Source organism: Sphingopyxis sp. (assembly GCF_050725655.1).
Classification (GTDB): domain Bacteria; phylum Pseudomonadota; class Alphaproteobacteria; order Sphingomonadales; family Sphingomonadaceae; genus Sphingopyxis.
The window spans coordinates 1-22,240 of record NZ_JBOHHT010000038.1; the positions used below are offsets into that span (position 1 = coordinate 1).

The 22,240-nt window shown below is 66.5% G+C and carries 19 protein-coding genes and 1 tRNA gene; 9 read left to right on the forward strand and 11 right to left on the reverse strand.

Annotated elements, in window-relative coordinates:
• Positions 1 to 358 precede the first annotated feature (358 nt).
• Positions 359 to 2,527 (forward strand): primosomal protein N', encoded by a 2,169-nt coding sequence (locus ACREBX_RS05215; protein ID WP_431560695.1) that lies wholly within the window; start codon positions 359 to 361, stop codon positions 2,525 to 2,527.
• 70 nt (positions 2,528 to 2,597) lie between these two features.
• Positions 2,598 to 4,145 (forward strand): hypothetical protein, encoded by a 1,548-nt coding sequence (locus ACREBX_RS05220; protein ID WP_431560696.1) that lies wholly within the window; start codon positions 2,598 to 2,600, stop codon positions 4,143 to 4,145.
• A gap of 7 nt (positions 4,146 to 4,152) precedes the next feature.
• On the opposite strand, the gene ACREBX_RS05225 is transcribed toward ACREBX_RS05220, so the two are convergent.
• Genes ACREBX_RS05225 through ACREBX_RS05235 form a run of 3 tightly spaced genes read right to left on the reverse strand, consistent with a single transcriptional unit; the run spans position 4,153 to position 6,412 of the window.
• Positions 4,153 to 4,911, reverse strand: a complete 759-nt coding sequence (locus tag ACREBX_RS05225) for an isocitrate lyase/PEP mutase family protein (protein ID WP_431560697.1) — start codon at positions 4,909 to 4,911, stop codon at positions 4,153 to 4,155.
• Positions 4,911 to 5,945 (reverse strand): bifunctional DNA-binding transcriptional regulator/O6-methylguanine-DNA methyltransferase Ada, encoded by a 1,035-nt coding sequence (gene ada / locus ACREBX_RS05230; RefSeq protein ID WP_431560698.1) that lies wholly within the window; start codon positions 5,943 to 5,945, stop codon positions 4,911 to 4,913. Before ada ends, ACREBX_RS05225 begins: the two co-directional genes overlap by 1 nt.
• Positions 5,946 to 5,947: 2 nt before the next feature.
• Positions 5,948 to 6,412: a DUF1203 domain-containing protein gene (locus ACREBX_RS05235; protein ID WP_431560699.1), complete on the reverse strand. Its 465-nt coding sequence runs from the start codon at positions 6,410 to 6,412 to the stop codon at positions 5,948 to 5,950.
• A 165-nt stretch (positions 6,413 to 6,577) separates the two neighbouring features.
• On the opposite strand from ACREBX_RS05235, the gene ACREBX_RS05240 reads away from it, so the two are divergent.
• On the forward strand, positions 6,578 to 7,399 hold the full coding sequence (locus ACREBX_RS05240) for a DUF2306 domain-containing protein (RefSeq protein ID WP_431560700.1): 822 nt from the start codon (positions 6,578 to 6,580) through the stop codon (positions 7,397 to 7,399).
• Positions 7,400 to 7,598: 199 nt separating this feature from the next.
• Here ACREBX_RS05240 and ACREBX_RS05245 read toward each other — a convergent pair whose 3' ends face one another.
• From ACREBX_RS05245 to ACREBX_RS05265, 5 genes are all read right to left on the reverse strand, one after another.
• Positions 7,599 to 8,822, reverse strand: a complete 1,224-nt coding sequence (locus ACREBX_RS05245) for a dihydroorotase (protein ID WP_431560701.1) — start codon at positions 8,820 to 8,822, stop codon at positions 7,599 to 7,601.
• Positions 8,813 to 9,808: an aspartate carbamoyltransferase catalytic subunit gene (locus ACREBX_RS05250; RefSeq protein WP_431560702.1), complete on the reverse strand. Its 996-nt coding sequence runs from the start codon at positions 9,806 to 9,808 to the stop codon at positions 8,813 to 8,815. The genes ACREBX_RS05245 and ACREBX_RS05250 overlap by 10 nt, the downstream gene beginning before the upstream one ends.
• 159 nt (positions 9,809 to 9,967) lie before the next feature.
• Positions 9,968 to 10,258: a DUF1294 domain-containing protein gene (locus tag ACREBX_RS05255; RefSeq protein ID WP_431560703.1), complete on the reverse strand. Its 291-nt coding sequence runs from the start codon at positions 10,256 to 10,258 to the stop codon at positions 9,968 to 9,970.
• 23 nt (positions 10,259 to 10,281) lie between these two features.
• Complete coding sequence (ruvX, locus tag ACREBX_RS05260; RefSeq protein ID WP_431560704.1) at positions 10,282 to 10,743, reverse strand: Holliday junction resolvase RuvX; 462 nt, start codon at positions 10,741 to 10,743, stop codon at positions 10,282 to 10,284.
• Positions 10,744 to 10,854: 111 nt separating this feature from the next.
• On the reverse strand, positions 10,855 to 12,147 hold the full coding sequence (locus ACREBX_RS05265; protein WP_431560705.1) for a DUF3089 domain-containing protein: 1,293 nt from the start codon (positions 12,145 to 12,147) through the stop codon (positions 10,855 to 10,857).
• A 204-nt stretch (positions 12,148 to 12,351) separates the two neighbouring features.
• Between ACREBX_RS05265 and ACREBX_RS05270 the strand changes: the two genes are divergently transcribed.
• From ACREBX_RS05270 to ACREBX_RS05290, 5 genes are all read left to right on the forward strand, one after another.
• Complete coding sequence (locus tag ACREBX_RS05270) at positions 12,352 to 14,112, forward strand: DUF4153 domain-containing protein (protein ID WP_431560706.1); 1,761 nt, start codon at positions 12,352 to 12,354, stop codon at positions 14,110 to 14,112.
• 203 nt (positions 14,113 to 14,315) lie between these two features.
• Positions 14,316 to 14,618 carry an Asp-tRNA(Asn)/Glu-tRNA(Gln) amidotransferase subunit GatC gene (gene gatC / locus ACREBX_RS05275; RefSeq protein WP_431560707.1) on the forward strand — a complete coding sequence of 101 codons (303 nt, stop codon included), beginning with the start codon at positions 14,316 to 14,318 and terminating at the stop codon, positions 14,616 to 14,618.
• Positions 14,619 to 14,733: 115 nt separating this feature from the next.
• Entirely contained in the window at positions 14,734 to 16,215 is a 1,482-nt protein-coding gene (gene gatA, locus ACREBX_RS05280; protein WP_431560720.1) for an Asp-tRNA(Asn)/Glu-tRNA(Gln) amidotransferase subunit GatA, read from the forward strand.
• Between the two features lie 167 nt (positions 16,216 to 16,382).
• Positions 16,383 to 17,849, forward strand: a complete 1,467-nt coding sequence (gene gatB, locus ACREBX_RS05285) for an Asp-tRNA(Asn)/Glu-tRNA(Gln) amidotransferase subunit GatB (RefSeq protein WP_431560708.1) — start codon at positions 16,383 to 16,385, stop codon at positions 17,847 to 17,849.
• Between the two features lie 2 nt (positions 17,850 to 17,851).
• Positions 17,852 to 19,192 (forward strand): amidohydrolase family protein, encoded by a 1,341-nt coding sequence (locus ACREBX_RS05290; RefSeq protein WP_431560709.1) that lies wholly within the window; start codon positions 17,852 to 17,854, stop codon positions 19,190 to 19,192.
• Between the two features lie 10 nt (positions 19,193 to 19,202).
• On the opposite strand, the gene ACREBX_RS05295 is transcribed toward ACREBX_RS05290, so the two are convergent.
• The 3 genes from ACREBX_RS05295 to ACREBX_RS05305 form a co-directional block, all read right to left on the reverse strand.
• Positions 19,203 to 19,970 carry a hypothetical protein gene (locus ACREBX_RS05295; protein WP_431560710.1) on the reverse strand — a complete coding sequence of 256 codons (768 nt, stop codon included), beginning with the start codon at positions 19,968 to 19,970 and terminating at the stop codon, positions 19,203 to 19,205.
• Positions 19,971 to 20,010: 40 nt separating this feature from the next.
• Entirely contained in the window at positions 20,011 to 21,696 is a 1,686-nt protein-coding gene (locus ACREBX_RS05300) for an amidohydrolase (protein WP_431560711.1), read from the reverse strand.
• 80 nt (positions 21,697 to 21,776) lie between these two features.
• Positions 21,777 to 21,974, reverse strand: a complete 198-nt coding sequence (locus tag ACREBX_RS05305; protein ID WP_431560712.1) for a hypothetical protein — start codon at positions 21,972 to 21,974, stop codon at positions 21,777 to 21,779.
• A 166-nt stretch (positions 21,975 to 22,140) separates the two neighbouring features.
• Here ACREBX_RS05305 and ACREBX_RS05310 point away from each other — a divergent pair.
• Positions 22,141 to 22,225 (forward strand) — tRNA-Leu (locus ACREBX_RS05310).
• The last annotated feature ends 15 nt before the right edge of the window (positions 22,226 to 22,240 follow it).

Below are 22,240 nucleotides of genomic sequence, written 5' to 3' on the forward strand. Positions count from 1 at the left end.
GCGTTAGAGAACAAGCGTTTGCGATTTGCGCTCTGGACCCCGGCCTTCGCCGGGGAACAGCAACTATCGGTCGTTCAGACGCTCCCCAATTCCCGTTCGTGTCGAGCGAAGTCGAGACACCCATCGACATCGCACCGTGCCGAAGGGCATCTCGACTTCGCTCGATGCGAACGGGTGAAAGGGGCGCATTCCAGTCGTTAGTCGCCATTTCCTTTTCGCCACCCCGGACTTGAGCCGGGGTCCAAGCAGCGGCGCCGGGATGGATGCCGGATCAAGTCCGGCATGACGAAGGAATAGGGGGTGAGCACCGCGGCGGCGCTTTCCTATTTTACCCGCCACCCTATATCCTGCCCAGCCCATGACCCGCGCCCGCGTCCTCCTCCTTACCGCCGCCCTCGGCCCGCTCGACTATCGCGTCCCGCGCGAAAGCGAAGCGCCGCTTGGCAGCGTCGTGATTGCGCCGCTCGGGCCGCGGCGGCTCGGCGGCGTGGTGTGGGAGGATGCAAGCTTCGGCGCGCCCGAGGCCGTCGGCGACAACCGGTTGCGCAATCTCTATGAAGTCGTGCCCGTCCCGCCGGTGCCCGCGCCGCTCCGCCGCCTCGTCGAATGGACGAGCGACTATTATCTCGCCCCGCCGGGCGCGGTGCTGCGCATGGTGCTGCCGGGCGTCGCCTTCGCCGATGCCCGCCGCCCGATCGTCGAATATCGCGCCACCGGCGAAGTCCCGGCGCGGATGACGCCGCAACGCACCGTCGCGCTCGAGGCGATCGGCGAGCGGCAGGGCATGGTGCGCGAACTTGCGGCGCTGGCGGAGGTCAGCGAGGCGGTGGTCCGCGGGCTTGTCCAGACCGGCGCGCTCGAAGCTGTGACCGTGTCGGCCGACGCCCCCTATCCCGCACCCGATCCGACGTTCGCACCGCCCGACCTGTCCGCCGAACAGACCGCAGCGGCAGCGGAGTTGCGGGGGGCTGTGGCGACGGCGAAATTCGAAACGCTGCTGCTCGACGGCGTCACCGGATCGGGCAAGACCGAAGTCTATATGGAGGCGATCGCCGCCGCGATCGATGCGGGCAAGCAGGCGCTGGTGCTGCTTCCCGAAATCGCGCTGACCGAACCGATGCTGACGCGCTTTACCGCGCGCTTCGGCTGCGAGCCGGTCGCCTGGCATTCGGGGCTGCGCTCGGCCGAACGCCGCCGCGCCTGGCACGCGATTGCATCGGGCGACGCCCGCATCGTCATCGGCGCGCGCTCGGCGCTCTTCCTCCCTTACGCCCGGCTCGGCGTGATCGTCGTCGACGAGGCGCATGAGACGAGCTTCAAGCAGGAGGACGGCGTCCATTATCACGCGCGCGACGTCGCGGTGATGCGCGGGCATTTCGAGGGGCTACCGGTCATCCTCGCCAGCGCGACCCCCGCGCTCGAAAGCCTCGCGATGGTCGAGGCGGGGCGCTACCGCCACATCCAGCTCCCCGCACGCTTCGGCGGCGCGACGCTGCCCGACCTTGCCGCGATCGACATGCGGCAGGACCCGCCCGATCGCGGCCGCTGGCTCGCCCCGCCGCTCGTCGACGCGCTTGCCGACCGATTGCAGAAGGGCGAGCAAAGCCTGCTGTTCCTCAACCGGCGCGGCTTCGCGCCGCTGACGCTTTGCCGGACCTGCGGCCACCGCATCCAGTGCCCGAACTGCACCGCGTGGATGGTCGAGCACCGCCTCGTCCACCGCCTCGCCTGCCATCATTGCGGCAATGTCATGCCGCCGCCGCGGCTGTGCCCCGAGTGCGAGGACGAGGACAGCCTCGTCGCCTGCGGCCCCGGCGTCGAGCGCGTCGCCGACGAGGTCGCGCTGCGCTTCCCCGAAGCGCGCGTTGCGATTGTCACCTCGGACACTTTGTGGTCGCCCGCGAAGGCCGCCGAGTTCGTCGACAATGTCGAGGGCGGGCTGGTCGACATCATCATCGGCACCCAGCTCGTCACCAAAGGCTATCATTTCCCCAACCTCACATTGGTTGGCGTGGTCGACGCCGACCTCGGGCTCGACGGCGGCGACCTGCGCGCGTCCGAGCGCACCTTCCAGCAGATCGCACAGGTCGCCGGCCGCGCCGGGCGCGGCGTGAAACCCGGCGTGGTGCTGATCCAGACGCGCGTTCCCGAGGCGCCGGTGATGGCGGCGCTCGTCGCGAACGACCGCGACGGCTTTTATGCGGCCGAAGCCGCGGCGCGCAAACAGGCCGGCGCGCCGCCCTATGGCCGCTTCGCCGCGCTCGTCATCTCGTCCGAAGATATCGACGTCGCGCGCGGGGTTGCGCAGCGGCTGGGGGCGAAAGCGCCCGTCGCCGACGGCCTCGCGGTCTATGGCCCCGCGCCTGCCCCGCTCGCGATGCTGCGCGGCCGCCACCGCTTCCGCCTGCTGCTCCACGCCCCGCGTAGCTTCGACCTGCAGGGTACGATCCGTGAGTGGGTGGGCAGCGTCGATTGGCCGGCAAAAGCGCGCCTCGCGATCGATATCGACCCCTACAGCTTTGTTTAGCCGTAACAGGGCTTTACTGTAACCGGGCGCGCTGGCAGCATCCCCGCGGGTTATGATGCGGGGGCGCAGGATGAAGAGAATCGGCTTGGGCCTGTTGGCCGGGATCGCGACAATCGGGATGACGGCGGCGGCCGAGGCCAAATGGCTGCGCGCCGACACCGACAGTTTCATCATCTATAGCGAGAGCAACGAGAAATCGCTCCGCGAATTCGCGCAGAATCTGCAGCGGTTCGACACCACGCTTCGCCTGCTCTTCAAGGTCGAGACGCCCGGCGAGGAAAGCAAGCTGCCGATCTATCTGGTCGCCGCTGCACCCGACGTCGCCGAATTGGCGACCGGATCGCGCAGCGCGTCGATTGCGGGCTTTTATCGGCAGGACCGCGATGGCAGCTTCGCCATGTCCTTTCGCCAGAACGGCGGCAGCAGCGTCACCGGCACATCGGCGTCGCAGCAGGTGTTGTTCCACGAATACAGCCACCATTTCATGAAGCGCCACCTGCGCGCCGCCTTTCCGTCGTGGCTGATCGAAGGGTTCGCCGAATATTATTCGACCGTCGACTTCGACAAGCAGGGCCGCGCGATGATCGGCCAACCGGTCTATCGCCGCGCTTATGGCCTGTTGGCGATGCCGAAAATTCCGGCCGAAAGGCTGTTGTTCGAACAGCCGGGTGCGATGCGGAGCAGCGGGCAGATGGACGTCTATTACGGCCGCGCCTGGGTGCTGACCCACATGCTCTTCCACAGTGCCGCGCGGGGGGATCAGATCAACGCCTATACCAATGCGATCAACGCCGGCACCGAACCCAAACAGGCGGCGACCGATGCCTTTGGCGATCTTGCCCTGCTCGACAAGGATCTGAACCGCTACATCCAGGGCAAGCTGAGCTACCGCACCACGCGCGATGCCGTTGCCATCTCGGCCAACGTCCGGATCGCGCCGCTGTCGGCGGACGAAGATGCCGTGATCATGCCGCGGCTCGAACGGCTGAATGCGCGCGGTGACGCGGCGCGCCTGACCAAAGCGCGCGACACGCTGCGCAAACTCGCCGCCGCGCAGCCCGCCAACGCCGATGTCCAGTTCGAGCTCGCGGCGGCCGAATGGGACATCGACAGGGACAAGCGCGACCTTGCGGCGATGCAGACCGCGCTCGACAAAGTGCTTGCGGCAAAGCCCGACCATGTCCGCGCCAATGTCCTGCTCGGCAGGCTGAAGCTGTATCAACTGCGCGAAAAGGGAGAGGAAGACGCGGCAGCATGGCGCGAGGCACGCAAGCCGATCCAGCTCGCCAACCGCACCGACCCGAATGATCCGGTGCCGCTCTACGCCTATTTCGACAGCTTTCTGGCGGAAGGGAAGCGGCCGAGCGAGATGGCGATCAAGGCGCTCGAACGCGCCTTCATCCTGACCCCCGAAAATATCGAGATGCGAGTTTCCTATGCCTTCGCGCTCGCGAATCAGGGGGAGTTCGAGCGCGCAGTGCGGCTGGGGCGGACGGTGGCCTTCGATCCGCACGACAATGGCCGGGGCGAAGCGATGCTTGCACGACTTGAAGCGATGCGCGACCGCCGTGCAGGCCCCGGCAAGGAAGCCGTCGCCGGCGACGCCGACGACGACTAGCCCTTCTTCAATAATCGGGTTCGGCGCCGCCCATCACCTGTGCGGCTTGCCCCGCGAGCCACGCCATCGCGGCGGCCCAGGGCTGATGCCCATGGCTGATCCGCGCGACGCCAAGCGCGGCGAGTTCCCTGTGCGTCGGGCCGCCCTTGCCGCGTAATATGTTGACCGGCAGCGGCGAGGCGTCGCAGATTGCGCCGATGCATTTCGGATCGGCGAGGAAGGGCACGAACAGCCCGCTCGCGCCCGCGTCGGCATAGGCGCGCGCGCGTTCGAGCGTCGCGGCGACGAGTGCGTCGCCGTCGGTCGCCACGTCGCCGCTCAGGAACAGGTCGCAGCGCGCATTGACGAACAGCCCGCTGTCCGCGGCGGCGCGGTAGCGAGCAGCCGCCTCGGCTATCGGGAGCAACTCTTTCTCCGCGGGAAGCCGGTCCTCCATGTTGATCCCCGCCGCACCCGCATCGCGCGCCCGCGCCACCGATGCGCCGACTGCGGCGGGATCGTCGCCATAGCCCGCCTCCATGTCGATCGTGACCGGCAGGTCGGTGACTGTCAGGATGCGCGCGAGGTTGGCGAGCGCCGCATCGAGCGGGAAATTCTCGCCGTCCGACGATCCGTGCGCCGACGCGACGCCCCAGCTGCCCGTCGCGATCGCCTTGGCTCCCGCCGTGGCAACCGCTTTCGCGCTCCCCGCGTCCCAGATGTTGATCAGGATCAGCGGATCGCCCGGAACGTGCAGCGCGCGAAATTCGGCAACTTTGTCAGACATCAAAAACTCTCCCTCTTGAGCAATTCTTCCTTGATCGGCAGGCCGTAAGCATAGCCGCCGAGCGTCCCGTCGCTGCGTACCACACGGTGGCACGGGATCAGCACCGCCACGTTATTTGCGCCGTTCGCGCTTCCCGCCGCGCGCACCGCCTTGGGCTTGCCGACCGCCGCAGCAATGTCGGCATAGCTGCGCGTTTCGCCTGCGGGAATCTTTCTGAGCTCGCGCCACACCGCTTCCTGAAAGACGGTGCCCTTCACGTCGATCGGGATATGATCGAAGCCAGTCACCGGCGCCTCGACCGCGTCGACGACCTGTTTGAGCAAGGCTTCGAACGCTTCGCCGCCTTCGATCAGTTCGGCCGCGGGGAAACGCTCTTCCAATGCCTCGCGCCCTTCGTCGAAGCTCAGGCGGCACACGCCCTTCTCGGTCGCCGCGACGAGCATCGCGCCAAGACTGGTCGGCACGACCGCCCAGTGGATCACCGTGTCCTTGCCGCCGTTGACCCACGCCGACGCCGTCATGCCCATGCGGCCTTCCATATTCTGGTAGAAGCGCGACGGTCCCGAAAAGCCCGCGTCGTAAATCGCGTCGGTCACTCGGCCGCCCTCGGTGAGCGCCTGCCGCGCGCGCTCTTCGCGCAAGGCGCGGGCATAGGCGGCGGGCGACAGGCCAGTGTGGCGGGTAAAGACGCGCTGGAAATGCGTCGGCGAATAGCCGGTGCGCGCGGCAAGATCGCCGAGCGCGAGCGGCTCCTCGCTGGTCTTGATCGCCGCGATCGCCTTGATCACCGCATTTTCGTCGCGCGCGACATCGTCGGGCAGGCAGCGCTTGCACGGGCGAAGGCCCGTGGCGCGCGCCGCATCGCCGTCGGCGAAGAAGCGGACATTCTGGCGCAAGGGATGGCGCGCGGCGCAGCTTGGCCGGCAATAGATGCCGGTGGTCAGCACCCCGGTGACGAAGCGGCCGTCCTGCGCCTTGTCGCGCGCCTGCACCGCGTCCCAACGCTCGTCGTCGGTCATGGCCTTGAAGTCCATGGTCAATTCCTCTCGATCCGCGCGGCGAAACAACCATGCGCGGCGTTGTGGGCATCGATATAGGATATGGCATCGTCGGCGAACAGGTCGCGGATCGCGGCATCGGCCTCGCCCGGTCCCACGAGCCGCGCAGTCCGCAGCATAGCCTCGGCATCGAAGGCGCGCAGCGCGAGCGGGCGCCCCTCGAACACCGGCGGCACTTCGTCACGCCAGGTCGCCGCCTCGACGCCCGGCCGCACATAGATCGCATAGGCGCTGCGATACGGCGTGGCGACATCGTGGCTGGTGTGATGGAGCAGGATCAGCGCCTCGCCCGCCTTCGCGTCCTCCAGGCTGATGCGGCAGGGGAAACCGCGGTCGGCGGTCGCGATGACGCGGCGCGCGTTGATCGCGGCAAGCCCGGCGTCGTCGAGCGCAAAGAGCGGGATAAAAGGTTCAGGGCTGAGTCCCTGGATCGAATAGGTCATCGGAACATCCTTTCTCTGGCGTCGGACGTTCAATGCCACGGTCCGATTCGCGCCGCGTCCCGATGCTTGCGTTCAAACATTTCGGCCTAAGTGTGTTACTGTATTATATCATTGACTCACTAACGCGAAAGGCGCAGGCTCCCGCCGGAAATCGGGGAGTTGACCATGGCAACCATCGACGCATCGCTCGCACCCGCGCGGCCGGCCCGCCGCACCGACTGGCTCGGGCGCAGCGCGACCTTCTGCTATCTCGCCATCGCCGCGGGGCAATTGCTCTTCGTCGCCTTCATCCTGCTCTTCTATTATCCCCCAACGCTGACCGGCAATTTCGCGGGCTGGAACGACAAACCGATCATCAAGGGCTTCGTCCCCGGCGACACCGCGGGCAATCTCTTCTTCGCCGCGCATGTGCTGATGGCGGCGGTCCTCACCTTTGGCGGACTGGTGCAGCTCGTCCCGGCGATCCGGAGCCGCTGGCCGGGGCTGCACCGCTGGAACGGGCGGCTCTATATGCTGTGCGCGCTCGCGCTCGCGCTGGGCGGACTATGGATGACCTGGGGCCGCGGAACCTGGCTGAACTATATCGGCGCGATCGGTATCACGCTCGACGCGTTGCTGATCATCGGCTTTGCCGCCCTTGCATGGCAAGCCGCGCGCCACCGCCGCTTCGCCGACCATCGCCGCTGGGCGATCCGCCTGTTCGCGGTGGCGAGCGCGGTCTGGTTCATGCGCGTCGGCTATATGGTGTGGGGCCTTGCAACCGGCGGGGCGGGCATCGGCAAGGCGATGGACGGTCCGTTCGACCTGTTCCTGGCCTTCGCCAATTCGCTGCTCCCGCTCGCCGTCGCCGAACTCTATCTGCGCGCCGGAGCGCACGGCACACCGGCGGCGAAGAAGGGTGTCGCGGCGCTGCTGACGATCAGCGGCCTCGTCATCCTCGCGGGCAGCGCGGGTGCGTGGATGATGATGTGGGGTCCGTATATCTGAGGCGAACCCACCATGGAGACGGCGGCTATCGACCGGTAGTTGCCGTTCTTCTCCCCTCCCGCTTGCGGGAGGGGTCGGGGGTGGGCAGCGACGTTGCGATGGCCCACCCCGCTGCGGCTAGCCAGCAAGCTGGCAAGCCTCGCTGCCCCTCCCGCTTGCGGGAGGGGAGGCTATGGCAGCTCTCCACCCCAAAGCGGAATTAGCGAATGCGCTGGCCGCCCTTCCACATCATCGTCGCGCGGCCCTGGACCGGCATGCCGTCGAAGGGGGTGTTGCCGGCCCAGGCGGCCATTTTCTTGGCGTCGACCTGCCACGGCGTGCCCTCGTCGACGAGGATGAGGTCGGCTTCCTTGCCCACCGCGAGTTTGCCGGCGTCGACGCCAAGCAGGCAGGCGGGGGTGGTCGCGAGCAGGTCGAACAGGCGGCCGGGCGAGATATGGCCGTCGCGGACGAGGCCGAGGCCGAGCGCGAGCAAAGTTTCGGCGCCCGCCATACCGGGCAAAGCTTCGGCGAAGGGCAGGCGCTTGTCCTCGGGGCCGCGCGGGTCGTGGCCCGAGGCGAGGATGTCGATCGTGCCGTCGGCGATCGCGGCGAGGCACGCGCGGCGATCATCCTCCGAGCGAAGCGGCGGCGAGAGGCGCGCAAAGGTGCGGAAATCGCCGATCGCAGTGTCGGAGAGCAGCAGATGCGCGGGGGTGATGCCGCAGAGGACGGGCAGCCCCTTTGCCTTGGCGGCACGGATCAGGTCGAGCCCGCGCGCGGTGGTGACCTGGCGGAAATGGACGGGCGCGCCGGTTTCCTCGACGAGCGCGAGGTCGCGCGCGATCGCGATCGCCTCGGCGATGGCGGGAGCGGAGGCGAGGCCGAGGCGGGTGGCCATTTCGCCGTCGGTCGCGACCGCGCCGGCGGTCAGCCCTTCATCCTCGGCATGGATGATCGTGACGAGGCCAAGCGAGGCGGCGTAGGCGAGGACGCGGCGCATCACGCCGCTGTCGGCGATGCGGGTGCGTCCGGTGGCGATAGCGCGCGCGCCGGCCTGTTTCATCAGGCCGATTTCGGCGAGTTCCTTGCCTTCGAGGCGCTTGGTCGCGGCGGCGAGCGGATGGACCCAGAGGTCGGGCTTGCCGCCCTTGGCCGCGCGTTCGACGAGCCCGGCGCCGTCGAGCGGGCCGTTGTCGGGCATCAGCGCGGCGCGCGTGATGCCGCCGAAGTGGAAGGCGGGCTTGTCGGTCGCGAAGACGCCGAGGTCGATGATGCCGGGCGCGAGCCACTGGCCGCGCGCGTCGACGGTTTCGGTGCCTTCGGGCAGTTCGGTCGGGTCGAGCGCGGCGATGCGGCCATCGACGATGAGCAGACTGCCTGGGCGCGGCGTGTCGCCGTCGATCAGCAAGGCGCCGGTGATATGGAGCGGCTTCAGTTCCATCCGACGACTCCCCGCTTGCGGCGCGTCAATATGTCGAGGCACGCCATGCGGACCGCGACCCCCATTTCGACCTGTTCGGTGATCGTCGAGCGGACGGGATCGTCGGCGACGCTGCTGTCGATCTCGACCCCGCGGTTCATCGGGCCGGGGTGCATGACGATCGCGTCGGGCTTGGCCTTTTCGAGGCGTTTGGGGGTGAGGCCGTAGAGCGCGTGATATTCGCGCGCGCTGGGCAGATAGGCGCCGTCCATGCGTTCGTTCTGGAGGCGGAGCGTCATCACGACGTCGGCGTCCTTGATGCCTTCGTCCATGTCGGTGAAGGTGGTGACGTGCATACGGTCGATCGCGGGCGGGGTCAGCGTCGGCGGTGCGACGACGCGCACCTCGTTGCCGAGCAGCGTGAGCGCGAGGATGTTCGAGCGCGCGACGCGGCTGTGGAGGACGTCGCCGCAGATGGCGATGGTCAGGCCCTCGACCTTGCCCTTGCGGCGGCGGATGGTCAGCGCGTCGAGCAGCGCCTGCGTCGGATGTTCGTGGCGGCCGTCGCCGGCGTTGAGCACGGGGCAGTCGACCTTGTCGGCGATGAGCTGGACCGCGCCCGAGCTGCCATGGCGGATCACCATCGCGTCGGCGCGCATCGCGTTCAGCGTCATCGCGGTGTCGATCAGCGTCTCGCCTTTCTTCACGCTCGACTGCGCGGCGTGCATGTTGACGACGTCGGCGCCGAGGCGTTTTCCGGCGATCTCGAACGACAGCAAGGTGCGCGTCGAATTTTCGAAAAAGGCGTTGATGATCGTGAGGCCGGCGAGCCGGTCGTCATGCTTGGCGGCGCCCGAGCGGTTCAGGTCGACCCACTCTTCGGCGGCGTCGAGGACGTAGCTGATCTCCCACGGGGTGAGCTGGGCGATGCCGATCAGGTGGCGATGGCGAAAGGCATCGCCGCCGGGCGGATAGTCGCTGGCGGGTCGGAGTGTTGAGCTTGTCATTAAAGCCGAGCGTCTACGGAGGAGTTGCAAAAATCGCAAGCTGTTGCGTGCGAAAATCGCACATCGACCTCCTTCTCGTTTCCCCGCGAAGGCGGGGATCCAGAGCATTGGAAAGCAGCGTATGGATGCTCTGGGTCCCCGCCTTCGCGGGGATAGCTGCTATTGGCGGAGTAGTGGGTCGAGAAATCCGAGTGCCCAAAATCCGAGCAAGACGATTTCGGCGGCGCAGAGCATGACCATCGTTCGCGCAAACGGCTGTTTGCGCGTTTTGTGCCGGACAAGGCGCGATGCCGCATAGGTGCCGATGGCGCCGCCGAGCCACGCCCAGCCGAGCAAGCTGCCTTCGGATATGCGGCGCATGCCCGCCTCGGCGCGGCGCTTGTCGGCGACCATCAAACCGAAGGCGATGCCGTTCGCGACGCCAAGCCAGACAAAAAAATATTCGGTCATTCTCGCAGTTCAGGCGTGCGGCGTCATTGGCGCGTAAGGGCGTCGATCGCGCCCTGCAGGATGAAGGCCGCGGCGGCGCTGTCGACGCGTTCGGCGCGTTTCGCGCGGCTGACGTCGGCGGCGATCATCGCGCGCTCGACCGCGGCGGTCGACCAGCGCTCGTCCCAGAGCAGCAGAGGGAGGGCGAGCGGCGCAAGGTTGCGTGCGAAGGCGCGGGTGCTCTGCGTGCGCGGGCTGTCGGTGCCGTCCATGTTGAGGGGGAGGCCGACGACGAGGCCGACGATATTGTGCTGGGCGATCAGCGTCTTGAGCGTTTCGAGATCGATCGAGAATTTCTTGCGGATGATCGTCTTGTCGGGGGTCGCGAAGCTCCAGTTCACATCGCAAAAGGCGACGCCGATGGTTTTGGTGCCGACGTCGAGGCCCGCGAGGCGGCCGCCGTTCGGGAAGCTGGCGGCGAAGTCGGGGGCGGCGGTGGTGATCATGCTGCTGCCTCTAGTCCCAAAATATCGTCATTGCGAGCGGAGCGAAGCAATCCAGAGCGGTCCGACACCACTCTGGATTGCCGCGTCGCTTTGCTCCTCGCAATGACGGGGCTAGGATTTGGGCGTCGGGGCCGTCGGGGCCGTCGGAGGCGTCGGCGGCATCATCGGCGCCGCGGCAGGCGGCACCGGCGACGGCTTGCCTTCATAGGTTGCGAGGCGGCGGAGCGCGTCGGCGCGGACGTTCGCCCAGAAAAGCGTGATGTCGTAGACGTGATAATTGTTGCCGGGGAGCACATAGCCCGCGACGACATAATTTTTCGCGATTTCGGCGTCGCCGATCATCAGGAAACCGCGCGTGTCGTCGCATTTCGCGCCGATCTTGCCCGCGATCAGCAATCCGCTCTTGAAGCCCTGGGTCGGTTTCAGCGTGCCGATATTCGCCTCTGGCAGCGCTTCGGTGTCGGGGATGCCGGTGAGCGGATTGGTGCAGAGCATCCGCGTTTCGGCGCGCGGGCGGCCGTCGAAACCGATCGTGCCGTCATAGGCGGCGGTGACCATTGCGGGATCGGCGGGCTCGGCGAAGGTCGCCCAGCCGACGACGCAGCCTTTCTGCTCAGGGGTCTGGCACGCGGGCAGGCCGAGGCCGGCGATGTCGGTGTCGAGGCTGACCGGCCAGCCGATGATGTAAGCGGCGACGATGCGCTTCGCGAGCGGGGTGCCCGCGATCTTGTTCTTGAGCAGCGTCGTCAGGTGCAGCGCGCCCTGGCTGTGGCCTGCGAGGATGATCGGCTTGGTCTTCGGCTGCGCGGCGAGGAAGGCGTCGAACGCCTCCTCGACGTCGCGATAGGCGGAATCGATCGCCTTGCCCGCGGTGACGCGGTCCTGGGCGAGGAAGGCGCCGAGCGTCGCCTGGCGGTAGCGCGGCGCCCAGATTTCGCCGGCATCGGCAAAGGCGCTCGCCATGCCCTGTACGAACAGATTGGCGCGGTGGTCGGAATCGCGATCCTCGAGCGGGGCGTTCCAGCTCGAGCGGCTGTAATAGCTGGTCGGGTGGACGAAGAAGACCGCGGCGTCGCCTTTCGGCGTCGCGGCTTCGGTCGCGGCCGGGGCGGCCTTGGCGGGCGGGATCAACTGGCCGTCCGTTTTGGCGTCCTCGGTGCCGGGAGTTTCGCTGCCGTCGGCGGCGGGGCGCCAAGCCGACGGATCCTTCTCCATGCCCGGGCGCGCGAACCACATTTTCGGGTCGTCATAGGCGTTCGGCGCGACCGCGACCTGCGGCTTGAATTCGGTACTGGGAACGAACGCGGTGCGCGCGATCCAGCCCGGGAAGAGCTGGTACACGACCCCGGCGGCGAGGAAGAGAAGGATGAGGGCGGGGATGACGTAGAGAAATTTGCGGGCCAATGAGAGTTCCATACGGTCGGGAGAGATGGATTTCGCGCCTCTCTAGCGGCTCCGGTGCGCAGCTACAAATAACTCGTCATGCTGAACTCGTTTCAGCATCCATGGCCCCAACGCGCGATCGCAGTCCATGGATCCCCGGATCAGGTCCGGGGCAGGCTCTGAAACAAGTTCAGGATGACGAAGTTACGCGATACGCTTTGGCGCATGACAGACGCGACCGCACATTCCGCCCCCGATTCGCCGCGCGTTTCGGCGCGCCTCGACGAGAATGATCCGCCGTGGCCGCTGCGCCCGTGGATCATGGCGGCGATTTGCGCCGCGGCGGGGCTGGCGATCCATTTGCTGACCGGCCATCGTTATGAGCAGGCGCTGGCCCATTGGCGGAGCGCGTTGGCGGCTTTTGTCGTCGTTGCGACGATCGCCTTCGTGCTCGGCGTCGAACTGCGGCGTTGGCGCTGGGCGTTGGGCTTCGCACTGGCTTGGGGCGCCGTGATGGGCCTGATCGCGTGGCAGACGGCCGGTTATAATGTTCAGGGGAATCTGATCGAGTGGCCCTTCTGGTCGGGGTTGCTCGCGGTGCTGGTCGCGACGCCGCTGTTCCAGACGCGGCGCGATGTCGCGCCCGACTGGCGGTTCTGGAAGCTGTGGGCGATGCCGTATGCGCGATTGCACAGCCATGCGTGGACCGATGCGGTGATCGGCGCGGCGAGCCTGGCGTTCGTCGGCATCACCTTCCTGCTCGTCGTGCTGATCGGGCAGATGTTCAAGCTGATCGGGATCAACCTGATCTTCGACCTGCTGAACGACGAATGGTTCGGCTGGATGCTGGCGGGTGCGGCGTTCGGCGGCGCGGTGGGACTGCTGCGCGAGCGCGACAGACTGGTCGCGACGCTGCAGCGGCTGGTGATGATGGTGCTTGCGGTGTTGGCGCCGGTGCTCGCGGTTGCGCTGGTGATCTTCCTGTTGTCGCTGGCGGGGACGGGCATGCAGAAGCTTTGGGATTCGGGCTTTTCGACCGCGGCGGTGATGATGGCGGTCGCGGCGTTCGCGGTGCTGCTCGCCAATGCGGTGATCGGCAATGGCAGCGACGACCGCGCGACGAGCCCGATGCTGCGCTGGGCCGCGCCGGTGCTGGTCGTCGCGGTGCTGCCGCTGGCGGGGATCGCCTTCTATTCGATGCATTTGCGTGTCGGCCAGTACGGCTGGACGCCCGAGCGCATCTGGGGCGTGATCGCGGCGATCATCGCGCTCGCTTATGGCATCGCGGGTGTGTGGGCGGTCGTGAAGGGGCGGCGCGATTTCGACGATATGCTGCGGCCCTTGCAGCAGAAGCTCGCGATCGGGCTGGCATTGCTGGCGTTGTTCCTGGCGCTGCCGATCGTCGATTTTGGAGCGATTTCGACGCGCGATCAAGTGGCGCGGCTGAAGTCGGGGGCGACCCCGGTCGAGAAATTCGACTGGGCGGCGATCGCTTATGATTTCGGACCCGCCGGACGGGCGGCGCTCAAGGAACTGGAAAAGTCGCCGTACAAGGCGCGCGCCGATGCGGCCACGGCGGCGCTCGAGGCGAAGAACCGCTGGGATTTGACGGGCCCCGAGGGGCCGACCTTGCTCAAGCCCTTTGCCGAGCGTCTGCGCGTCATTCCGGCGGAGCGCGCGCTGCCCGCAGAGGCGCTCGATCGCGTATCGGGCAGCTATATGTGCAGCCGGGCGAAGGCGTGTGTGGCGGTATGGCTCGACGAGAACCGGATCGGGGTGTTGGGGCAGAACGTGCCGGGCGAGTCGCTCAATTTCGATTTTGTGACGCGGAATGACGCGGGGCAGTGGGTGCAGGGCGATTGGGCGAAGCAGCCACTCGCAAAGAAGCCGGGCGTCGATCTGTCGAAGGCGCGCATCGAGGTCGAGACGGTGCAGCAACGTCGCATATTGGTGGATGGCGTGCCGGAATCGGAGGCTTTCGAGTAGATTTTGATCCTCCCTGTCGCGAAGCGATGGGGAGGTGGCAGCGGCGTAGCCGCTGACGGAGGGGCGATGACGCGATGTCGCTGCCCCTCCACCACCCTTCGGGCGGTCCCCCTCCCCACGGCTTCGCCGCAGGGAGGATCAGGATGGTTGAAGCGATCCGGCGGGGATGCTAGCGGCGCGGCTTCGTTAAAGTTAGGGCGATCATGACAATCGATCAGGCAACGGTAGGGAAAATCGCGTCGCTGGCGCGCATCGCGATCAGCGATGCGGAAGCCGCCGCGATGGAAGGCGAATTAAACGCTATTCTCGGCTGGGTCGAGCAACTCGGCGAGGTCGATGTGACCGGGGTCGAGCCGATGACCGCGGTGATCCCGAATGTGCTGCGGCTGCGCGACGATGTGATCGACGCCGATCCGCTGACCGGTGGCAACCGCCGCGACGATGTGCTGGCCAATGCGCCTGCGCCGCAGCATGGCTTCTTTGGCGTGCCCAAGGTGATCGAGTGATGCGCCGCATTCTCTTTCCGTTTGCCCTGAGCTTGTCGAAGGGCCGTCCTTTTCCTCCCCGTCTGAGCAAAGAAGTACGGTGCTTCGACAAGCTCAGCACGAACGGTTTTTGATGATGACTGATCTTACGAATCTAACGGTAGCGCAGATCCGCGATGGGCATCGTGCGGGCGATTTCAGTGCTGTCGAGGTAGCGGAGGCGTTCAACGCCAATGTCGCGGGCGCGAAGCTGCTCAATGCGTTTATCGTCGAGACGCCCGAGCATGCGCTGGCCGCGGCGAAGGCGGCCGATGCCGACCGCGCGGCGGGGACGCTGAAGCCTTTGTCGGGGGTGCCGATCGGGATGAAGGATCTGTTCGCGACCAACGGCGTGCAGACGACCGCGGCGAGCCATATGCTCGAAGGCTTTGTTCCGCGGTATGAATCGACCGTGTCGGCGAAGCTGTGGGACGCGGGCGCGGGGATGCTGGGCAAGCTGAACCTCGACCAGTTCGCGATGGGATCGTCGAACGAGACGAGCTATTTCGGCAACGTCATTTCGCCGTGGCGGCGCAAGGACGGCGGCAATGCTGCGTTGGCGCCGGGCGGATCGTCGGGGGGCAGTTCGACCGCGATCGCGGCGCGGCTGTGCCCCGCGGCGACGGGGACCGACACTGGCGGCTCGATCCGCCAGCCCGCGGCGTTCACGGGCATTTCGGGGATCAAGCCGACCTATGGCCGCTGTTCGCGCTGGGGTATCGTGGCGTTCGCCAGCTCGCTCGATCAGGCGGGGCCGATGGCGCGCGACGTGCGCGACTGCGCGATCATGCTTGAGAATATGGCGGGCTTCGATCCGAAGGATGCGACGAGCCTCGATTTGCCGGTGCCGAACTGGGAAGCGGCTTTGTCGGCCGATCTCAAGGGCAAGAAGGTCGGCATTCCCAAGGAATATCGATTGGAAGGCATCGACCCAGACATCGACGCGATGTGGGATGCCGGGATCGCGATGCTGAAGGACGCGGGGGCCGAGGTCGTCGAGATCAGCCTGCCGCACACCAAATATGCGCTGCCGGCTTATTATATCATCGCGCCCGCCGAGGCCTCGTCGAACCTCGCGCGTTATGACGGCGTGCGTTATGGTTTGCGCGACCTGCCGACCGGCGCGGGATTGCAGGACATGTACGCCGCGACCCGCGCCGACGGCTTCGGGCCCGAGGTCAAGCGCCGCATCATGATCGGCACCTATGTGCTGTCGGCGGGCTTTTACGACGCCTATTACACGCAGGCGCAGAAGGTGCGGACTTTGATCGCGCGCGATTTCGACGCAGCTTTTGCGTCGTGCGACGTGATCCTCGCGCCGACCGCGCCGTCGGCGGCGTTCGGGCTGGGCGAAAAGATGGCCGATCCGCTGGCGATGTATCTGAACGATGTGTTCGCGGTGCCCGCGAGCCTGGCGGGGCTGCCCGCGATGTCGGTCCCCGCGGCGCTGAACCGCGAAGGGCTGCCGCTGGGCTTGCAGATCATCGGCAAGGCTTTTGACGAGCAGGGCGTGCTCAACGCCGGGCTGGCGATCGAGGAACGGGCGGGCTTTACGGCGCGGGCGGAGAAATGGTGGTAGTTCAACCGCGTGCCCCTGCGAAGGCAGGGGCCCATCTTCGGATGGTGCAAGGTTGAAGCGGCAGGTGATGGGTCAGTGTCGGGGTGAACATGCCCCGCATGTTCAAGGATCGTCCGGGGGACGATCCGACCCGACACTCCTTCGCAGGGACACAGAGGAAGTAAGCAATGTCTGACTATCGAGTGCAGGGCGAAACCGGTGAGTGGGAGGTCGTGATCGGCCTGGAAGTCCATGCCCAGATCTCCACCAACGCCAAGCTGTTTTCGGGCGCCGCGACGGCGTTCGGGGCGGAGCCGAATACGCAGGTGTCGCTGGTCGACGCCGCGATGCCGGGGATGCTGCCGGTGCCGAACCGCGAGTGCATCCGTCAGGCGGTGCGCACGGGCATGGCGATCGAGGCGCAGATCAACACATATTCGCGGTTCGACCGCAAGAATTATTTCTACGCCGATCTGCCGCAGGGTTACCAGATTTCGCAGCTTTATCATCCGATTGTCGGCGAAGGTTCGCTAACGATCGAGGCCGATGAGAAGGCTGGCCTGCCCGAAGCGAAGGTGATCGGGGTCGAGCGCATCCATGTCGAGCAGGATGCCGGCAAGCTGATGCACGACCAGCATCCGACGATGTCCTATGTCGATTTGAACCGCAGCGGTGTCGCGCTGATGGAGATCGTCTCGCGCCCCGACATGCGCTCGCCCGCCGAGGCTGGCGCCTATGTGCGCAAGCTGCGTTCGATCCTGCGCTATGTCGGATCGTGCGACGGCAATATGGAAGAAGGCTCGATGCGCGCCGATGTGAACGTGTCGGTTCGCAAACCCGGTGACGAGCTGGGCACGCGGACCGAGACGAAGAACGTCAACTCGGTGCGCTTCGTGATGGCGGTGATCGAGGGCGAGGCGAAGCGCCAGGTTGCGCTGATCGAAAGCGGCGGCACGGTGGTGCAGGAAACGCGGCTTTACGATCCCGACCGCAATGAGACGCGCTCGATGCGGTCGAAGGAAGATGCCCATGATTACCGCTATTTCCCCGACCCCGACCTGCTGCCGCTGATCCTCGACGATGATTTCCTGACCGAATGCCGCGACAGCCTGCCCGAACTGCCCGACGCCAAGCGCGCGCGCTATCTGGCGGCGGGGATTTCGCCGTATAATGCCGATGTGCTGACCGCCGAGGTCGAGGCGGCGCTTTGGTTCGACACTTTGCTGGAAGCGGGCGTTAAGCCGGTTGCGGCGGCGAACTGGGTGACAAGCGAATTGTTCGGCGCCTTGAACCGTATGGGCCGCGACATTTCGGACTCGCCGGTATCGCCGCAGCACGCCGCCGAATTGCTCGGCCTGGTCGCCGACGGCACGATTTCGGGGACGATCGCCAAGGCGGTGTTCGAAAAGATGCTCGAAAGCGGCGACGGTGCGGGCGTGATCGTCGAGCGCGACGGGCTGAAGCAGACAAGCGACACCGGCGCGATCGAGGGTGAAATCGCCAAGATTTTGGCCGCCAATGCCGACAAGGTCGAGCAGTATAGGGGCGGCAAGGAAGCGCTGTTCGGCTTCTTCGTCGGGCAGACGATGAAGGCGATGCAGGGCAAGGCGAACCCGCAGGTGGTCAACGAACTGCTGAAGAAGGCGCTGGGCTGAGGATGCGCGCGGCTCTTCGCGCGCTCCTGACCCTCTGGCTGCTGGTCGCCGGCGCGGCGCTCGCGTGGGCGGAGACGATCGTCTTCACCGACGTCAATGTCGTGCCGATGGACCGCGAGCGGGTGATCCCGCGCACGACGGTAATCGTCACCGACGGCAAGATCGCGAGCATCGGGATCATGGCGAAGCTCCCCGCGGGGACGCCGGTGGTGGACGGCAAGGGCGCGTGGCTGGTGCCGGGGCTGGCCGACATGCACAATCATGTGACGAGCCGCGACGACCTTGCCCTGCTGCTCGCGAACGGCGTCACGACGATGCTCAATATGGGCGAGTCGACCAACGCCTTTGCCGGGCGGACGCGGATCGCGGTGAACCGCGGCGAGGTGCCGGGGCCGCAGATTTTCACCGCGCTCGCGGTCGACGGTAACCCGCAATATGGCCATCTGGTGATCGACACGCCGGCAGACGCGCGCGCGATCGTCGGGATTGCCAGGGCCAACGGCTACAGCTTCATCAAGGTTTATACGAACCTGTCGGCCGACGCCTTCGCTGCGCTGGCCGACGAGGCGAAGGCGCAGGACATCGGCGTCGCCGGACATAATGTCGCGGCGGTGGGCCTTGCGAAGCAGATTGCGGCGGGGCAGGCGATGGTCGCGCATGTCGAGGAATTCTTTAGCGGCTTCTTCCCCGAGCCGCCCGCCGATGATCAGCAGGCGCTGCCGGCCGACGCGCGGATCGCCGATGCGATCGCGCTGGTAAAGACGCACGGGACGTTTGTGACGTCGGACCTGTTCACCTATCGCGCGATCGCGGCGCAGTTCGGCAAGCCCGAGGTCGTGAAATCCTATCTGGCGGCGCCCGAGGCGCGCTATCTTTCGCCCGGCGACCGGATCGACTGGGCGCGGTCATCCTACCAAAAAAGGGCGGTCGACCTGTCGCGGCGCGTGGCGTTCGAGGCGCGCTTCGTGAAGGCGATGGCGGACGCGGACGTGCCGCTGATCACCGGGGGCGATGCGCCGACGATTCCCGGGCTGGTGCCGGGATTTGCGCTGCACGGCGAGATCGATGCGATGCTGTCGGCGGGGCTGACGCCCTGGCAGGCGCTGTCGGCGGCGACGCGTTACCCGGGCGAATTCATCGCTAAGACGGTGCCGGGGGCGGCGAAGTTCGGAGTGATCGCGCCGGGCTATCGTGCCGACCTGTTGCTGGTGGCCGACAATCCGCTGAAGAGGCCCGCGACTTTGCGGACGCCGCTCGGCGTAATGGCGAACGGGCGCTGGTACGATGCGGCTGCGCTGAAGGCGATGCTGGACGAGGTCGCGGCGAAGCGCGTCGTTCCTTAAAAGCTGCCCCCTAAAAGCGTCGTTGCCCGGCACCCCAATCGCCGCTGTCGCACTGGCCCGAGAAGTTGGTGATCGCATTGATCGTGATCCGGCCCGAACGGCGATCGACCGTCAGTTTCGGTTTGTTGAGGCCGTTGATGCGGTAGCTGGCAGTGATGCGGTCGGGCATGACCACCAGATTGTCGAGGTCCCACCAACCATGATCGTCACCGCTGTGGATCGGGGCGACGAGTTTCGGTCCGAGGTGAATGCGGCCCTGATCGCCATATAATTCGATCTGGACGTCGCTGTTGAAGCCCTGCGCGCTGTTGCTGAGCTCGTTGCTCCATTCCCACTGGTGGTTGTGGGGGTTCCAGCTGTAGCGCGGGTTGTTCTGGACCGTGGGGCGCGTGCCCGCGCCATAACAGACGAGGACGAGTGAGCCGGGGTCGCGATAGCCCGCATCGGCGGCGGGCTGATGATGATCGACGGGGGGTGCATCCTCTCCGGCGCTGCGACCGCTGTCGCAATTCGCGGCCGGAACGGCATTGATCGCCGAATAGCGTCCGTCCATCGTTGCGACCGAGATGCAGCGGCCAGTGCGCGCATTCCACCAGAAGACATAGCGCGTGTCGCCGACCAGATTCGACATTCGGCTTTCATAGCCACGCGCGAGAAGCTGCGTCTCGCCGCCCGCGCCGCGCGCGCCCACCAGATCGGCGACGTCGGGTGCGTTCTGGGCCAGGGCCGGCGCGGGGAGCGCTGCGGCGACAAGCAAAAGAGCCAAACCCTGACGCATGACGAATCCTCCTGTTTTGACGTGGCTCGACGATATAGGGTCAGGGCTTCGCGCGCCAGACGCTGCGGCCTTCCTTGATCGTTTCGCGGACCTTGATGTCCCCGATGCCGTCGACCGGCGTCGTCAGCGGGTTCTTGTCGAGGATGACGAAGTCGGCGAGCAGGCCGGGTTTGATGCGGCCCTTGCGCTCTTCTTCGAAGATTTGCCAGGCGGGGCCGGTGGTGAGCGCCTGTAATGCTTCATAGGCGTTCAGCCGCTCTTCGGGGCCGCTGACGACGCCGGTGGGCGAGGCGCGTGCCATCGCGGTCCAGAGCATGAAGCGCGTGTCGAGCGGGGTGACGCTGTAGTCGCTGTGGTTCGACGGGGTGAGCCCCGCGGCGCGCGCCGAGCGCAAGGGGCTGATGAAATCGACGACTTCCGCCGGGAAGTTGGTGCGGTGGACGTCGGCCCAATACCAGGCATGGTTCGAGAAATAGGCGGGGCCAACCCCTATCCGGACGTAGGCGGGAAGCTGGTCGCGGCGCTGGAACTGCGAATGGATCACGACCGGGCGGCGGTCGTCGGCCGCCTTGATGCCGAGCGCATCGAAGCCGCGGATCGCCATGTCGATCGCGGCGTCGCCATTGGCATGGACGAAGAGTTGCCAGCCGCGGTCGTTCGCCTTGCTTGCCTGCGCGATGAAGTCGGCTTCGGAGAGGACGGGGTCGCCGTGCCAGGGGTGATGGCCTTCGGGGCTGCCGCGCTTGTAGTCGCGGGTGAAATAGCCGGTGCGCGCCTGCACCGATCCGTCGAGAACGAACTTGATCCCCTGTAGTTTGACATGACCCTGGTATGTGCCGAATTCGAGGTCGGGCTGTGCGAGCAGGGCGTCGAGGCCGGTCGAGAAGGGGAGGAGCGCGAGATCGATTTTCAGCCGTTCGCGCGCCTGCGGAGAGGTGAGGAAGGCGACGTCGTGGGGCAGGGTGGCGCCGTCCTGCGCATGCGTATAGCCCTCGGCGAAATAGGCGTTCTGCGCGGCATCGAGCGCGGCGAGTTTCTGCTCCGCGGTCGGCTGCGGCATTTTGGCGAGCATCAGGAACATCGCCTTTTCGAGCAATACGCCATTGAGCTTGCCGGCGTCATCGCGGAGGATCATGCTGCCGGGCGGAACGGGCGTGGCCTCGTCGATCCCCGCGGCTTTGAGCGCGGCGCTGTTGGCGACCGCGCCGTGGAGCGAGACGTGGAGGACGACGAGCGGGCGGTCGGGGGCGATCGCGTCGAGTTCGGCGCGGGTGATATAGCGTTTTTCGGCAAGCGTTTCGTGATCGAATTGCCACACGGTCGTCCAGCCGGCGGGCTTGGCCGGGTTGTGCGCAAGATGGTTGCGAATCGCGGCGGAGACGCCGGCGATGTCGGTGATCGGGCCAAGCGATTTGTCGCGAAGATCGAGACCGCCTGCGCTCATTGTCGCAACGGTGAAATGCGAATGCGCGTCGATGAAGCCGGGGAGCAGCGTGGCGCCCTTGAGGTCGTGGATCGCGGCGTCTTTGCCGGCGGCTTGGCGGGCCTGTTTTTCGGGACCGGCGAAGGCGATGCGGTCGCCGATCGTGACGACGGCTTCGACGGTTTGCGGGGTGTCGCCGTCCATCGTAACGATCGGGCCGCCGCGGTAGAGCATGGTGTCCTGCGCGGTGGCGGGCGCGGTGGTCGTCAGGAACAGCGCGATGGCGGCGGTGACGTATTTCATATTTTCTCTCCCCGGCGCCACGTTGGCTGCGGGGGAGACGACCGGTCAAGTGGTTAGTAAGCTAATTTTCGAGAACCGGTTCAAATCTGGTCGGGCGGCACCTCGTCCGGCCCGCGGCCGGGCTGGTCGATGTCGCCGCCGCCGGGGCGGCCGGGGATTTCGATCGGCTGGCCGGCGGGGTCTTCGACCGGGGTCGGCTGCACTGGCTGTTCGGGCGGCGCCATGGGTTCGATCGTGTCGGGCTTGGGCTTGGGAAGCGGGTCGGCGGCGTTGGTCATTGTCACTCTCCTTGAGTTAACCAACGAACGGACGCCAAGCATGTTCCGCCCGCGGAACAGGGGGCTTTGTGCCCTTGCCCTCGGCGGCGCGTCTGCTATAGCCCCGCGCGGCCCGCACGGGCGTGCGCGGCAGCGCGCGATTTCGTGCACCCGGCCGAAAACACCTGCGGGCGTGGCGGAATTGGTAGACGCGCTGGTTTTAGGTACCAGTATCGCAAGATGTGGGGGTTCGAGTCCCTTCGCCCGCACCAATCTGCAATGCAGGC

Coding starts and splice junctions, on each gene's coding strand:
- ACREBX_RS05215 (WP_431560695.1), top strand. CDS start 359: ATGACCCGCGCCCGCGTCCTCCTCCTTACCGCCGCCCTCGGCCCGCTC.
- ACREBX_RS05220 (WP_431560696.1), top strand. CDS start 2,598: ATGAAGAGAATCGGCTTGGGCCTGTTGGCCGGGATCGCGACAATCGGG.
- ACREBX_RS05225 (WP_431560697.1), bottom strand. CDS start 4,911: ATGTCTGACAAAGTTGCCGAATTTCGCGCGCTGCACGTTCCGGGCGAT.
- ada (WP_431560698.1), bottom strand. CDS start 5,945: ATGGACTTCAAGGCCATGACCGACGACGAGCGTTGGGACGCGGTGCAG.
- ACREBX_RS05235 (WP_431560699.1), bottom strand. CDS start 6,412: ATGACCTATTCGATCCAGGGACTCAGCCCTGAACCTTTTATCCCGCTC.
- ACREBX_RS05240 (WP_431560700.1), top strand. CDS start 6,578: ATGGCAACCATCGACGCATCGCTCGCACCCGCGCGGCCGGCCCGCCGC.
- ACREBX_RS05245 (WP_431560701.1), bottom strand. CDS start 8,822: ATGGAACTGAAGCCGCTCCATATCACCGGCGCCTTGCTGATCGACGGC.
- ACREBX_RS05250 (WP_431560702.1), bottom strand. CDS start 9,808: ATGACAAGCTCAACACTCCGACCCGCCAGCGACTATCCGCCCGGCGGC.
- ACREBX_RS05255 (WP_431560703.1), bottom strand. CDS start 10,258: ATGACCGAATATTTTTTTGTCTGGCTTGGCGTCGCGAACGGCATCGCC.
- ruvX (WP_431560704.1), bottom strand. CDS start 10,743: ATGATCACCACCGCCGCCCCCGACTTCGCCGCCAGCTTCCCGAACGGC.
- ACREBX_RS05270 (WP_431560706.1), top strand. CDS start 12,352: ATGACAGACGCGACCGCACATTCCGCCCCCGATTCGCCGCGCGTTTCG.
- gatC (WP_431560707.1), top strand. CDS start 14,316: ATGACAATCGATCAGGCAACGGTAGGGAAAATCGCGTCGCTGGCGCGC.
- gatA (WP_431560720.1), top strand. CDS start 14,734: ATGACTGATCTTACGAATCTAACGGTAGCGCAGATCCGCGATGGGCAT.
- gatB (WP_431560708.1), top strand. CDS start 16,383: ATGTCTGACTATCGAGTGCAGGGCGAAACCGGTGAGTGGGAGGTCGTG.
- ACREBX_RS05290 (WP_431560709.1), top strand. CDS start 17,852: ATGCGCGCGGCTCTTCGCGCGCTCCTGACCCTCTGGCTGCTGGTCGCC.
- ACREBX_RS05295 (WP_431560710.1), bottom strand. CDS start 19,970: ATGCGTCAGGGTTTGGCTCTTTTGCTTGTCGCCGCAGCGCTCCCCGCG.
- ACREBX_RS05300 (WP_431560711.1), bottom strand. CDS start 21,696: ATGAAATACGTCACCGCCGCCATCGCGCTGTTCCTGACGACCACCGCG.
- ACREBX_RS05305 (WP_431560712.1), bottom strand. CDS start 21,974: ATGACCAACGCCGCCGACCCGCTTCCCAAGCCCAAGCCCGACACGATC.